Genomic DNA, 13,010 nt, shown 5'->3' with positions numbered 1-13,010 from the left:
GAACTATGTCGTGCCGCTGCAGATCGGCGCGCGCGACGTCGCCTTCCCCTTCCTCAACAATTTCTCGTTCTGGATGACCGTCGGCGGCGTCGTGCTGGTCATGGCCTCGCTCTTCGTCGGCGAGTTCGCCAAGGTCGGCTGGCTCGCCTATCCGCCGCTGTCGGGGGCCGCCTACTCGCCCGGGGTGGGCATGGACTACTATCTCTGGGCGCTCCAGATCGCGGGCGTGGGCACGACGCTGTCGGGCATCAACCTGATCGCGACGATCGTGAAGATGCGCGCGCCCGGCATGGACATGATGAAGATGCCGGTCTTCACCTGGACGGCGCTGTGCACCAACGTGCTGATCGTGGCGAGCTTCCCGATCCTGGCCGGCACGCTCGCGCTGCTGACGCTGGACCGCTATGTCGGCACCAACTTCTTCACGAACGATCTCGGCGGCAACCCGATGATGTACGTGAACCTGATCTGGATCTGGGGGCACCCGGAGGTCTACATCCTGATCCTGCCGGTCTTCGGCGTCTATTCGGAGGTGGCCTCGACCTTCTCCGGCAAGCGGCTTTTCGGCTATACCTCGATGGTCTATGCGACGGTGGTCATCACCATCCTGTCCTACCTCGTCTGGCTGCACCATTTCTTCACGATGGGCTCGGGCGCCAGCGTGAACTCCTTCTTCGGCATCACGACGATGATCATCTCGATCCCGACGGGCGCGAAGATCTTCAACTGGCTGTTCACGATGTATCGCGGCCGCATCCGCTTCGAATTGCCGATGATGTGGCTCCTCGCCTTCATGCTGACCTTCGTCATCGGCGGCATGACCGGCGTCATGCTGGCGGTGCCGCCAGCCGATTTCATCTTGCACAACAGCCTGTTCCTGATCGCGCATTTCCACAACGTGATCATCGGCGGCGTGGTCTTCGGCGCCTTCGCCGGCATCACCTACTGGTTCCCGAAGGCCTTCGGCTTCAAGCTCGACGAGTTCTGGGGCARGYTCTCCTTCTGGTTCTGGSTGATCGGSTTCTACGTCGCCTTCATGCCGCTCTATGTGCTCGGCCTGATGGGCGTGACCCGTCGGGTGAACCATTTCGAGGACCAGTCGCTGCAGATCTGGTTCGTGATCGCGGCCTTCGGCGCCGTGCTGATCGCGCTCGGCATCCTCTGCTTCCTCATCCAGATCGGTGTCAGCATCCTGCGTCGCGAGCAGTTGCGCGACACGACCGGCGATCCCTGGGATGGGCGTACGCTGGAATGGTCGACCTCCTCGCCGCCGCCGGCCTATAATTTCGCCTTCACGCCCGTCATCCACGACCATGACACCTGGGCCGACATGAAGAAGCGCGGCTATCGGCGCCCGCTGGGTGGCTTCAAGCCGATCCACATGCCGAAGAACACCGGCGCAGGCCTGATCATCTCCGCCTTCGCGACGATCTGCGGCTTCGCGCTGGTCTGGTACATCTGGTGGCTGGCGGCGCTGGCCTTCATCGCGGTGATCGCGACGGCGATCGCCCATACCTTCAACTATGACCGGGACTTTCACATCCCGGCCGAGACGGTCCTGCGCGAGGAGAATGCGCGCACCGAGCAACTCGGGCAGGCCTGAGGGATGACGATGACCACGGCGACAGCGCTGGACTCCGACAAGGCCGACATCCCGGTCTTCCACGTCACGGAAGACGAGCACGAGCACTCCGGCGGCTCGACCATGCTCGGCTTCTGGATRTACCTGATGAGCGACTGCCTGGTTTTCGCAGTCCTCTTCGCGACCTTCGGCGTGCTCGGGCGCAACTATGCGGCTGGGCCTTCCGGCGCCGACCTGTTCGACCTCAAGCTGGTGGCGGTCAACACCACCATGCTGCTGCTCTCCTCGATCACCTACGGCTTCGCCATGCTGGCGATGGACAAGGGGCGGCAGGCCGCGGTGCAGGGCTGGCTTGCGGTGACCGGCCTGTTCGGCCTCGCCTTCATCGGCATCGAGCTCTACGAGTTCCACCACATGATCCTGGAGGGCGCGACGCCGATGCGCAGCGCCTTCCTCTCCTCCTTCTTCACGCTGGTGGGCACGCACGGGCTGCACGTCACCTTCGGCCTGATCTGGCTCACCGTGCTGATGGTGCAGGTGTCGCAGCGCGGCCTGATCGAGGCCAATCGCCGCCGTCTGATGTGCCTTTCCATGTTCTGGCACTTCCTCGACGTCGTCTGGATCGGCGTCTTCTCCTTCGTCTATCTGATGGGCGTGCTGAAATGAGCGGATCGCAGGACCACTCCGGAGCCCACGCCGAAGCACATGGCGCCGGCCATGACGATCACGGCGCCTCGCATGCGACGCTGCGCGGCTATCTCACCGGCTTCGTCCTCGCGGCCATCCTGACCGCGATTCCGTTCTGGCTGGTGATGGGCGACGTGCTCGGCAACTCGACCGTGACGGCGCTGGTGGTCATGGCCTTCGCGGCGGTGCAGATCGTCGTCCACATGGTCTACTTCCTGCACATGAATTCGCGCTCSGAAGGCGGCTGGWCGATGATGGCSYTGATCTTCACCATCRTCATCGTGGTGATCGYGCTCTCGGGCTCGCTGTGGGTGATGTACCACCTCAACAGCAACATGATGCCGATGGCGCCCGGCGACCACCCGATGTGAGGGTGTCGCCATGGCCGCCCCGGCGCGCGCCGAGACCGGCCGTCCATCGGCGGCACGCCGGGTTGCCCTTCTCGGCCTGATCGGCCTGCTCACCCTCGTCTTCGCCGGGCTCGGCCTTTGGCAGGTCGAACGGCGCAGTTGGAAGCTCGATCTGATCGCGCGCGTCGATGCGCRCATCCACGCACCGCCGGCCCCTGCGCCGGGGCCGGAGGATTGGGCCGGCATCGCCGGGGAAGAGTACCGGAGGGTCGCGCTGGAAGGGCGCTATCTGTCCGGGCCGGAGACGCTGGTGAAGGCCGTGACCGAGAAAGGACCCGGCTTCTGGGTTCTGGCGCCGTTCCAAACCGCGCGCGGCTTCACGGTTCTGGTCAATCGCGGCTTCGTGCCGGAAGACCGGCGCGAGCCAGGAGAGCGCAGCGATGCGGCGGCGCGCGGCGAGACGCATCTCGTCGGGCTGCTGCGATTGAGCGAGCCGGGCGGCGGGTTCCTGCGCAGCAACGACGCGGCCGGCGGCCGCTGGTATTCACGCGATGTCGCAGCGATTGCCGGGGCAGGCGGACTCGGCCAGGTCGCGCCCTACTTCGTCGATGCGGATGCTGCCTCCGAGCCCGGCCCTCTGCCATTGGGCGGGCTGACGGTGGTCAGCTTCCGCAACACGCATCTGATTTATGCGCTGACCTGGTTCTGCCTCGCGGGGATGAGCGCCTGGGCCGGGCTTTACGTCCTGCGCAGGCGTGCGGAAGAGGAGCCGTCTGCCTCATAGGTTCGAGGTGCTTCCAGGGTGGTTCGGAAACACGCCGTCATTCCGGGCTTGACCCGGAATCCATCGCAGAGCGCGGAGGCCTATGATGGATTCCGGATCGGCGCCGCTTCGCGGCTTGTCCAGAATGACGTGGAAATTTGGGCTGGCGCTTAGTCCCGGCTTGGCATCTGCCCAAGCTCGTGCAGCAGCGCAGCACCCGTCCGCAAGCCGCTGTAGAAGCAGTCCAAGGTCATGTTCTCGTTCGGGGCGTGATTGGCCTCGTCATGGTTCGCGTAGGGCGTGACATAGGCCGGGATGCCGAGGATCTTGGTGAAGACGTAGTTCGGCAGGCTGCCGAAGCCGGCCGGGATCAGCAGCGGTTCCTCGCCATGGGCGGCGACGAAGGCACGGCGCAGCGGCGCGGTATAGGCCGAGGCGATCTGCGTCTTCGAGGGCTGCATGCCCATCTCCTCGGCGATGAACTCAACCTCGGGCGCATGCTTCTCCACATGCGCCTTGACCTTGCGCAGGATGTCTTCGGGATCCTGTGCCTCGACGAGGCGGATATCGCACTTCACCAGCGCCTCGTTCGGCAGCACGGTCTTGGTGCCCGGCCCGCCATAGCCGCCATGGAAGCCGTTGATCGTCAGCGTCGGCTGGAAGCAGAGGCGGTCGTAGAAGGGGCGGTCGAGCGGCGCGTCGAGCCGGGTGAGGCTCAAACCCTGCTTGAAACCTTCGATATCGAGCGGCAGGCGCTTGATCGCCTCGATATCCTCCGGCGTCGGCGGCAGCACATCGTCATGCAGCCCTTCGATGGTGATCTCGCCATTGGCGTTCTTCATCGTGGACAGCAGGTGGACGAGCGTCCAGATCGGGTTCGGCACGACGCCGCCGAAATTGCCGGAATGGACGTCGCGGCTGGCATGGCGGCAGCGCAGCTCGAAGGAGACGACGCCACGGGAGCCGAATTTGATGCTCGGCTTGCCGCTCGCATGGCGCGGGCCGTCGGCGGTGACGGAGAGGTCGGCCTTCAGCAGATGCCGGTTGGCGCGCGCGAAGCCGGCGATGTTCGGACTGCCGATCTCCTCCTCGCCCTCCAGCAGCAGGATGACGTTGCAGGGCAGCTCGCCATGGACCTTGAGATGGGATTCGATGGCGAGGATCTGAGCGAAGTGCTGGCCCTTGTTGTCGCCGACGCCGCGGGCATAGAGGCGCCCGTCTCGGATCGTCGGCTCGAAGGGCGGCGAAAGCCATTTGTCGAGCGGGTCGGCCGGCTGCACATCGTAATGGCCGTAAAGCAGCACGGTCGGCTTGCCCGGCGCCTTCTCCCAGCGCGCGACCACCATCGGATGGCCTTCGGTCGGCACGAGGCTGGTTTCGAGACCGATCTTCGTCAGCATGCCCAGCAGCAGATTGCCGACCTCGACGATGCCGATGTTCTCGGCGCTGATGCTGGGGTGGCGCAGATAGTCGATCAGGCGGTCGAGGAAGGCGGCCCGGTTCGCCTCGATATGATCGAAGACTGCGGCCAATGCGTCGGAGGTAGCCATGAGAATGCGCCTGGAACTCGGGGGAGCGCCGGCCGGAAGGCGAGGCGCGAGCAGCCGACGACAGCCGGCACACTCAGACTAGGATGGGCCGGCAGGGCGCTCAAGCTCGGTCGGGGCATGGCCGGGGTGCGGCGGCATGCAGCTTCGGCGCGTCGTTGTCAGACGCTCCCTGCGTCGACGATGAAGTTCTGGCCGGTGCACATGCGCGAGGCATTGGAGGCGAGGAACAGGATCATCGCGGCAATATCCTCGGGCTCGATCGCGCCCTTGATCGCCTGCTGCTCCTGGGCCTCGGCCCAGCGCTCGGGCGTCAGGCGCTCGGCGCGCTGGCGCGGCGTCATCACCCAGCCGGGCGTGACGCAGTTGACGCGGATGCGGTCCTTGCCGATTTCGCGCGCCAATGAGCGGGTGAAGCCTATGACCGCCGATTTCGCGGTGGTGTAGGCGATGAGATCGGCCGAGCGCTTCATCCAGGAGGTCGAGCTCAGATTGACGATCGCGCCGCCACCCAGCGTCGCCATGCCGGGCGCGAGCTTCTGGGCGAGGAACATCATCGGCCGCAGGTTCACGGCGAAGCGGTCGTCCCAGTACTCCGGCGTCACGGCAGCGAAGGCATGCCGCTCGTCATGGCCGGCATTGTTGACGAGGATCGCAGCGGGACCGAGCCTCGTCTCAAGGACATCGACGGCGGCCAGGGCAGCCTCGACGTCGCGCAGATCGGCGCAGGCGAAGGCCAAATCGGCGCCTGTTGCTCGCAATTCGGTTTCGAGCGCCCGGCCGGCATCGATCGCGATGTCGATGAAGCCGACGCGGACTCCCTGGCGGGCCAGTGCGATGACGGTGGCTCGGCCGATCCCGTCGGCCCCGCCGGTGACGAGGGCGGTGCGGCCCTTGAGGTCCGGATAGGTGGCTTCGACCGTCATCCCGCGAAGCTCGTCGAGGGCAGGCCGGGGACCGGCGCGGGCGCGGCGAAGAGGCCGCCGGAGAAGGGCGCTTCCGCCAGCACGCGGGAGGGCAGGCGAATGCGGGCCGTGGTGATGAAGAGGGTCGAAAGATCGGCGCCGCCGAAGGCGAGGCTGGTCGGGCGCGGTACCGGCAGACGGATATCGCGATCACGGCGGCCATCCGGGGTGAAGCGGCGCACGCACCAGCCGTCCCAGAGCGCGCACCAGATGAAGCCTTCGCTGTCCACGGCGAGGCCGTCCGGACGGCCTTCGGCCGGGTCGATCTCGGCAAAGATGCGGCGCCTGGAGACGGCGCCCGAGGCCATGTCGAAGTCATAGGCGTAGATGCGGCCGGGCGCGCTGTCGGTGAAGTAGAACATGCGGCCGTCGGGGCTCCAGTCGAGGCCGTTGGCGACGCGGAAGCCGCCATCGGCCCGCTTCCAGCTCAGATCGCCGTTGATTCGATAAAGCGAGCCGGTCGGCTTGCTCGCATCGAGGCTCATCGATCCCGCCCAGAGCCGGCCCTGCCGGTCGCATTTGCCGTCGTTGAAGCGGTTGTCAGGCAGGTCGTTTTCCGGGTCGACGAGGGGCAACAAGGCGCCGCTGGCGAAATCGAAGCTTTCCAGCCCTTCCTGCGTCAGCGCCGCGAGCCCGCCCTGCCGCCTCTCGATAACGGCGGAGACGAGGCGCGGCAGCTTGACCTCCTGATTGGTCCGCGTCGCCGGGTCGAAGCGGTGGACCGCCGGGGCGAGGATATCGACCCAGTAGAGGCGCTGCTCGGCGGCCGACCAGAGCGGGCCTTCCGCCAGATGCGCGCCCCAGGGCAGCACGCATTCGGCGTCGCTCTCGCTTTGCCGGTGGGCGGGTGAGGGCGGCGCGATGCTGTTGGGCGGAACCGCACCGACATTGCCGGAGATCTGGCGCGCGGCGGCCATCAAGTCGCGGCCTGTCGTGTGGAGGCGATCGTTCGACAGCCGCGTCGAAGGGCCGAACACGCCGATGGCGGCCACCGCTCGCCCGGTATGGTCGAAGATCGGCGCCGCCGCGGAGGACACTCCTGGCAGATGCTCTTCCTGCGAAACGGAGTAGCCGCGCACCTGTGCGAGAGCGAGATCCGCGAGGAGCGCGTCCTCCGTGGTGATGGTCGCAGGAGTGTACGATTCGAGCGTGATCGCATCGAGCAATGCCCGGCGTTCATGGGGGGCCGCGAAGGCCAGCAGCGCCTTGCCGCCGGCCGTGCAATGCAGAGGCGCACGGCGCCCCGCCTCGATGCGGAAGCCGAAGGCGCCGCCACGGCTGCGCTGGTCGATATAGAGCACCTCGCCGCCATCGATGGCGCAGAGCGCGACCGTCTCGCGGGTTTCCTCCGCCAGCCGCTCCAGCATGGGCGCGGCAGCGCCGCGCAGATCGAAGGATTCCCAGACGCGATGGGCGAGTTCGAACAGCCTGTGGCCGAGCCGATAGGTGTTGTCGCTGTCCTCGTGCCGGATCAAACGGAAGAGCAGCAGCGTATTGAGCAGGCGGGCGAGCGTGCCCTTGGCGAGCCCGGTCGCCGCCTGCAGATCCTTGAAGCGCGGCGGCGTCGGGTGCTCGCCGATGACCTCGAGCAGATAGAGGCCTTTGGCCAGCGCGGCGGCGCCGACCGGGACGTCGCGCTCCTTCGGGGGTAGGACACGCTCTTCCTGCATCCTCAGCCCGCCTTCGCGCGGGCCGCGCGCGCTGCTGCGGCCTCCGCGATCATCCGCTCGATCGTCCATTGCGGCTCGAAACCCAATTCGGCCCGAATCCGGGCATTCGAGGTTTCGTAGAACACGCCGGAACCGGGCAGGTCGACCGTTTTCAGAGGCAGCTCCGTCGCCTGCGCCATCAGCGGCAAGGCGTCGGCGAAATCGACGGGCGCGGTGGCACCGAGATTGTAAGTGCGCCCGGCCGCCTTCTCGCTCTTCAGCGCGAGCAGGATGCCGTCGACCATGTCGCGGGCATCGGTGATGTGCATGCGGAAGGGCCGGCCGTTCTCGTTACGCGAGAGCACCAGCGCGGGCGTGCCGTCATCGGCGGCCTTCAGCGCGGCGACCGCGGCCGCATTCCCGAAGCCCTCCTGCTGGCGGATCTTCGGGTGCAGGAAGAAGCGGGGGCCAGAGAAAAAGCTGGTCTCATCGAGCAGCTCGGCCGCGTCCTGCGTGTGCGAGAAGCGCAGGATCGTCGCGGGAATGCGGGCGCTGCGCTCGGTGAGGCGAATGATCTCCTCGCCGAGCTGCTTCGAGAGGCCATAGGTCGAGCGCGGCTTGAGCGGATGGTCCTCGTCGACCGGCAGGTAGTCCGGGACGTTCTCCGGATAGACCTCGCCGGAGCTGGCGAAGACGATGCGAGCGGGCTTCACCCTAGCCGCTTCCTCCATGAGGATGCGCGTGCCGTCGACATTGGCACGGAAGACCTTGTCGGCATCGGCTGTAAGCCAGGACATGAAGGCGCCGAGATGCAGGATCGCCTCGGCATCCTTCACCGCCTCACGCGCCGCGGCCGGATCGTCGAAGGCGCCGACGATTTCGCGATAGCCGGGCTGGGAGCGCCCCGCACTGCGCAGGTCGAAGCCGGTGACGGTCTGCCCTTCGGCGAGGAGGCGGTCGACGACGCGGGAACCGATGCGCCCGGCGCTGCCCGTGACGAGAATGGCCATGGCTACGCTGTCCTCAGTTCAGGGCGAGATGCGTCTGGGGATCGAAGAGATGCAGGCGCGCCGGATCGAAGGAGAGCGGGATCGGCTGTCCCTGTGTCACATGGTCGGCATCCATCACGCGGGCGATGAACTGGTCCGCTCGGCGGTCGTCGCTGCCGGCATCCTTGAGGGAGGTGCGGTTCTCCTCGGCCAGGTCGAGATAAAGGTATTTCTCGCTGCCGAGGCTTTCGACGAGCCGTGGCGTCGCCTCGAAGGTGACGGGGCCGGTTGCGCCTGCGCTGAGATATTCGGGCCTGAGGCCGACGAGCAGCTCGCGGGTGCCGGGCGCCTTCGCCAGAGGCAGTTCGATCTCGCGCCCGAGCAGCCGGGCTGTGCGCGCGCCCGTCAACTCAGCGCGGAAGAAGTTCATGCCCGGCGASCCGATGAAGSCGGCGACGAAGAGATTGGCCGGCTTGCGGAACATCGTGTCGGGATCGGCGATCTGCTGGATTTCGCCGTCGCGCATGATGACGATGCGGTCGGCCATGGTCATCGCCTCGGTCTGGTCGTGCGTGACATAGATCGTCGTGGTCTTCAGGCGCTGGTGCAGGGCCGAGATTTCGGCGCGGGTGTGGACGCGCAGCTTCGCGTCGAGATTGGAGAGCGGCTCGTCCATCAGGAAGGCCTGCGGCTCGCGCACGATGGCCCGGCCGAGCGCGACGCGCTGGCGCTGCCCGCCGGAGAGCGCCTTCGGCTTGCGGTCGAGCAGATGAGCGACGCCGAGGATCTGCGCGGCCTCGTTGACCCGCCGCTCGATCTCGGCCGCCGGCATGCCGCGCATCTTCAGGCCGAAGCCCATGTTCCGCGCGACCGTCAGATGCGGATAGAGCGCGTAGTTCTGGAAGACCATGGCGATGTCGCGGTCGCCTGGCGCGAGGTCGGTGACGTCGCGCCCGCCGATCCGGACGGTGCCCGAGGTCGCCTCCTCCAGCCCCGCGAGGATCTTCAGCATGGTCGACTTGCCGCAGCCGGAGGGGCCGACGAAGACGACGAACTCGCCATCCGTGATCTCAAGCGAAAAGTCCTTCAGGACCTGCAGCGGGCCGTAGGATTTGGTGACGCGTTCGATGCTGATACCGGCCATGCGTGAGCTCACTTCTCCGCGCCGGCGGTGAGCCCGCCGACGAGGTAGCGTTCGAGGAAGAGGTAGATGAGGAGGACCGGCAGGGCGACGATCAGCGCCGCTGCCGAGATATCGGCCCAGTTCGAGACATACTCGCCCTTCATCGTGGTCAGGCCGAGATTGGCGGTCCAGTTGGTCTGGGCGTTGGTCAGGAAGGTGCGGGCATAGGCATAGTCCGACCAGGACAGGACGAAGCCGTAGAGCGCTGTCGCCGCCAGGCCCGGCGCCGAGACCGGCAGGATGACCCTGACCATCGCGCCGAGCGGAGAGCAGCCATCGACCATCGCCGCCTGCTCCAGCTCGCGCGGGATCGTGTCGAAATAGCCCTTCAGCATCCAGGTGGTGAAGGGCACGATCAGCGTGGCGTGGGCGAGGATGATCGACCACAGGCTGCCGATCATCCCCGTCATCCGGAAAATGCCGAAGAGCGGGATGACGAGCAGCGTCGCCGGCAGCATCTTGGCGGTGAGGATGAACAGGCCGAGCGACTGGCCGCCGCGCACCCGGAAGCGCGAGAGGCTGTAGCCGGCGAGCACCGAGACCAGCATCGACAAGGTCACCGCGCCCGCCGCCGCCAGCACGGAATTGCCGAGCCAGAGCAGGATCGGCCGCTGCTCGATGATCTCCGCGAAGACGCCCCAGCGCGGGGCTGTCGGCCAGAATGTCGGCGGCAGCGCCCTGAGCTCGGCCGGCGTCGCCAGCGCAGTGACGATCAGCCAATAGATCGGGAAGACCAGGAGCGCGCAGGTGACGATCACCGTCACATAGAGCAGGGCGGCTGCGGGGAGCTTGCGTTTCATCGGCGCCTCCTCAGATGTTCTCGGGCGCCCGGCCCATCAGCAGCCGGCTCGCGATGACGCAGATGACCAGCGTGACCACGCCGATCGCAGAGGCGTAGCCCATCTTGAAGAAGCCGAAGGCCTGCTCGTAGGTCATGATCGAGAGTGTCTGCGTCGCCTTCAGCGGCCCGCCGCCGGTCATGACGTAGATGATCGAGAAGTCGCGGAAGACCCAGAGCATGACGAGGATCAGGGTCACGCCGAGCACCGGCATCAGCGAGGGCAGGGTGATGTTGATCAGCCGCTGCCAGGCATTGGCGCCGTCGACGCGGGCCGCGTTGTAGAAATCCTCGGGGATCGACTGCAAACCGGCGAGCATCATGATCGAGACGAACGGGTAGCCCTTCCAGATCATGGTGACGCAGACCACGGCGAAGGCGGCCTCCGGCGAGGAGAACCAGTTGATCGTGGTGTCGACGAGCCCGAGCCGGATGAAGACCCAGTTCATCAGGCCGAAGGAGGAATCGAAGATCCAGGCGAAGACCACGACGGCCACGACTTCCGGCACCGCCCAGGGCAGGGCGACAAGCAGGCGCGCCAGCGACTGGCCCTTGAAGCGGTTGTTGACCAGCAGCGCCGTGCCGAGGCCCAGCAGGAAGCAGAAGAAGGAAACGATCACGACGAGCTTCAGCGTGGTCCAGCTCGCGTTCCAGAATTCCGGCGAGGTGAAGAGCCGCTCGTAGTTCATCGTCGTGAAGGGCCGCCGCGGCTGGTCGAGCCGGGGAATGCCGACATTCTGGAAGGAGAGATCGACCGAGACGAAGAGCGGATAGGCGATGATCAGCCCGATCAGCAGCACCGCCGGCAACAGCAGGAGGTAGCCGAGCCAATGGCGTCGGCTCGGGCGGGCGAGATCGAGAAAGGCTGATCGGGACATGGGGCGGCTTTCAGGTAGGGAGCATGTTCCGCGACAGACCCCCTCTCCCCTTGCGAGAGAGGGTTGAGGCGAGGGGTCTCTCGACGTTGCCGGCGTGAGTGCCTCGCACGAGCGCTGACCACACAAGGCGGCGCGACCCCTCATCCGTCTCGGCTTCGCCGAGCCACCTTCTCCCGCAGGGGGAGAAGGGAACGGTCGTCACTGCTGCTGCAGCGCCTCGGCCCTCTTCTGCATGGTCGCGGCCACGACCTTGGGGTCGAGATCCTGGATGATCATGCGCTGGCTCTCCTCCATGACCATCTTGGCGAACTCATTGAACTGCAGCTCGAGCCCCTTGGGGATCCGGTCGACCTTGGCATCGGCGGCGGCCTTGGTGGCCTTCACCAGCAGGTCGAAATGCGGCGTCTCCTTGCTGGCACCGGTCGTGTCGGCACGCGGGTCCGGCGGCGGCGAGGCCCCGAGCGTCGCATAGCTCGACTGGAACTTGTCGGAGGTCGCGATCGCGATGAAATCCCAGGCGAGCTTCTTGTTCTCCGGCGAAATCTCGGAGGCGATGCCGAGCACGTTCGAGGAGCCGCCGACCGGCGGGTTGAACGGTACCGTGGTCAGCTTGATCTGGTCCCGGGCCTTGCCCTTCTGGATGATCGGCCAGAGCCAGGGGCCGTCCATCTTCAGCGCGATCTTGCCATCGGCGAAGAGCTGGCGGACTTCGCCGGCCGCGAGGTCGCGCGGCGTCAGGTTCTCCTTGACGATGGTCTTCCAGCGGGTGAGGCCTTCGATCATCTGCGGCGTGTTGATCGTGACCTTGCCGTTCTCGTCGGTCCAGCGCGCGCCGGCGTCGAGCGTGTAGTTCATCATCTCGGACATGTACTGGCCGCCGCCGCCACGGGTCTCGTGGCCGGTGCCGAACTGGTCGACGATGCCGTCTCCGTTGATGTCCTTGGTGAGCTTGCGGGCAGCGGTGAGGAATTCCGCGTAGTTCTTCGGAACCTCGAGCCCCTCCTTCTTCAGGAGGTCTTCGTTATAGGCCATGAAGTACCCGAAATAGAGCATCATCACGCAGACATTCTGCTTGTTCCAGGTGCAGGTGTCCTGGCCGGCCCAGCCTTTCAGGTCGAGCTTGGCGTTCTTGATGTAGGGGTCGAGCGGCTCCAGCCAGCCATTGTCCGCGAATTTCTGGAACTCGAACGAGGCGAGGTGGACGATGTCCGGCGGCTGGCCGCCGGCGAAGAGCGTCGTCATCGTGTCGGCGAAGGCGCCGCGCTCAACCTTGGTCCACTCGATCTTGACGCCCGGATGGGTCGCCTCGAATTCCTTGATGACCGAGCCCCACCAGTCGCCGGTGCCGCGCTCGTCCTTCTGCCAGGAGACGAATTTCAGCACCTTGTTCTGGGCGAGCGCGGGCAGGGCCGTCATCGTGCCGAGCGTGACGAGCCCGGCGGCGGCGAGCCGCTTCCAGTCCAGCATCCTCATGACGTTTCTCCCTCTCGTTTTTCTGCCGTGTTGTCCGGCGGTTACGGTCAGTGCTTGCGAAGCAGATTCAACGCCTCCTCGGAGGGCGCGACGCCCAGCCCCGGCC

12 protein-coding genes are annotated in these 13,010 nt (G+C 66.3%); 4 read left to right on the top strand and 8 right to left on the bottom strand.

The annotated features are described in order from the left end of the window. The 4 genes from AB4Y99_RS17575 to AB4Y99_RS17560 form a co-directional block, all read left to right on the top strand. The coding region (locus AB4Y99_RS17575) for a cbb3-type cytochrome c oxidase subunit I (protein WP_441524220.1) at positions 1 to 1,603 on the top strand (1,603 nt) is incomplete at its 5' end. Between the two features lie 3 nt (positions 1,604 to 1,606). After that, positions 1,607 to 2,248 carry a cytochrome o ubiquinol oxidase subunit III gene (cyoC, locus tag AB4Y99_RS17570; RefSeq protein WP_441524219.1) on the top strand — a complete coding sequence of 214 codons (642 nt, stop codon included), beginning with the start codon at positions 1,607 to 1,609 and terminating at the stop codon, positions 2,246 to 2,248. Then, positions 2,245 to 2,640, top strand: a complete 396-nt coding sequence (gene cyoD, locus AB4Y99_RS17565; protein ID WP_441524218.1) for a cytochrome o ubiquinol oxidase subunit IV — start codon at positions 2,245 to 2,247, stop codon at positions 2,638 to 2,640. Before cyoC ends, cyoD begins: the two co-directional genes overlap by 4 nt. A gap of 10 nt (positions 2,641 to 2,650) precedes the next feature. Next, positions 2,651 to 3,403, top strand: a complete 753-nt coding sequence (locus AB4Y99_RS17560) for an SURF1 family protein (RefSeq protein WP_441524217.1) — start codon at positions 2,651 to 2,653, stop codon at positions 3,401 to 3,403. A 149-nt stretch (positions 3,404 to 3,552) separates the two neighbouring features. Here the strand turns inward: AB4Y99_RS17560 and AB4Y99_RS17555 are convergent, their stop codons facing one another. From AB4Y99_RS17555 to AB4Y99_RS17520, 8 genes are all read right to left on the bottom strand, one after another. Then, entirely contained in the window at positions 3,553 to 4,932 is a 1,380-nt protein-coding gene (locus tag AB4Y99_RS17555) for a M20/M25/M40 family metallo-hydrolase (protein WP_441524216.1), read from the bottom strand. A 158-nt stretch (positions 4,933 to 5,090) separates the two neighbouring features. Further along, the gene (locus AB4Y99_RS17550; RefSeq protein WP_441524215.1) at positions 5,091 to 5,855 is read right to left on the bottom strand and encodes an SDR family NAD(P)-dependent oxidoreductase; all 765 of its coding nucleotides are present in this window, start codon (positions 5,853 to 5,855) and stop codon (positions 5,091 to 5,093) included. Beyond that, positions 5,852 to 7,564: an SMP-30/gluconolactonase/LRE family protein gene (locus AB4Y99_RS17545; protein ID WP_441524214.1), complete on the bottom strand. Its 1,713-nt coding sequence runs from the start codon at positions 7,562 to 7,564 to the stop codon at positions 5,852 to 5,854. Before AB4Y99_RS17545 ends, AB4Y99_RS17550 begins: the two co-directional genes overlap by 4 nt. Positions 7,565 to 7,566: 2 nt before the next feature. Then, on the bottom strand, positions 7,567 to 8,553 hold the full coding sequence (locus AB4Y99_RS17540) for an NAD-dependent epimerase/dehydratase family protein (RefSeq protein WP_112763214.1): 987 nt from the start codon (positions 8,551 to 8,553) through the stop codon (positions 7,567 to 7,569). A 13-nt stretch (positions 8,554 to 8,566) separates the two neighbouring features. Then, complete coding sequence (locus AB4Y99_RS17535; protein WP_441524213.1) at positions 8,567 to 9,676, bottom strand: ABC transporter ATP-binding protein; 1,110 nt, start codon at positions 9,674 to 9,676, stop codon at positions 8,567 to 8,569. Positions 9,677 to 9,684: 8 nt separating this feature from the next. Further along, positions 9,685 to 10,515 (bottom strand): carbohydrate ABC transporter permease, encoded by an 831-nt coding sequence (locus tag AB4Y99_RS17530; RefSeq protein ID WP_441524212.1) that lies wholly within the window; start codon positions 10,513 to 10,515, stop codon positions 9,685 to 9,687. Between the two features lie 10 nt (positions 10,516 to 10,525). After that, entirely contained in the window at positions 10,526 to 11,431 is a 906-nt protein-coding gene (locus AB4Y99_RS17525; RefSeq protein ID WP_441524211.1) for a carbohydrate ABC transporter permease, read from the bottom strand. Positions 11,432 to 11,629: 198 nt separating this feature from the next. Further along, positions 11,630 to 12,898 carry an ABC transporter substrate-binding protein gene (locus AB4Y99_RS17520; protein WP_441524221.1) on the bottom strand — a complete coding sequence of 423 codons (1,269 nt, stop codon included), beginning with the start codon at positions 12,896 to 12,898 and terminating at the stop codon, positions 11,630 to 11,632. Positions 12,899 to 13,010 lie beyond the last annotated feature (112 nt).

It is taken from the genome of Allobosea sp. TAB14 (assembly GCF_052113865.1).
Lineage (GTDB): Bacteria > Pseudomonadota > Alphaproteobacteria > Rhizobiales > Beijerinckiaceae > Allobosea > Allobosea spartocytisi.
The sequence above is the reverse complement of the archived record's forward strand: the minus strand, read 5'-3'. Positions and strand labels throughout refer to the sequence as shown.

Coding starts and splice junctions, on each gene's coding strand:
- AB4Y99_RS17555 (WP_441524216.1), bottom strand. CDS start 4,932: ATGGCTACCTCCGACGCATTGGCCGCAGTCTTCGATCATATCGAGGCG.
- AB4Y99_RS17550 (WP_441524215.1), bottom strand. CDS start 5,855: ATGACGGTCGAAGCCACCTATCCGGACCTCAAGGGCCGCACCGCCCTC.
- AB4Y99_RS17545 (WP_441524214.1), bottom strand. CDS start 7,564: ATGCAGGAAGAGCGTGTCCTACCCCCGAAGGAGCGCGACGTCCCGGTC.
- AB4Y99_RS17540 (WP_112763214.1), bottom strand. CDS start 8,553: ATGGCCATTCTCGTCACGGGCAGCGCCGGGCGCATCGGTTCCCGCGTC.
- AB4Y99_RS17530 (WP_441524212.1), bottom strand. CDS start 10,515: ATGAAACGCAAGCTCCCCGCAGCCGCCCTGCTCTATGTGACGGTGATC.
- AB4Y99_RS17525 (WP_441524211.1), bottom strand. CDS start 11,431: ATGTCCCGATCAGCCTTTCTCGATCTCGCCCGCCCGAGCCGACGCCAT.
- AB4Y99_RS17520 (WP_441524221.1), bottom strand. CDS start 12,898: ATGCTGGACTGGAAGCGGCTCGCCGCCGCCGGGCTCGTCACGCTCGGC.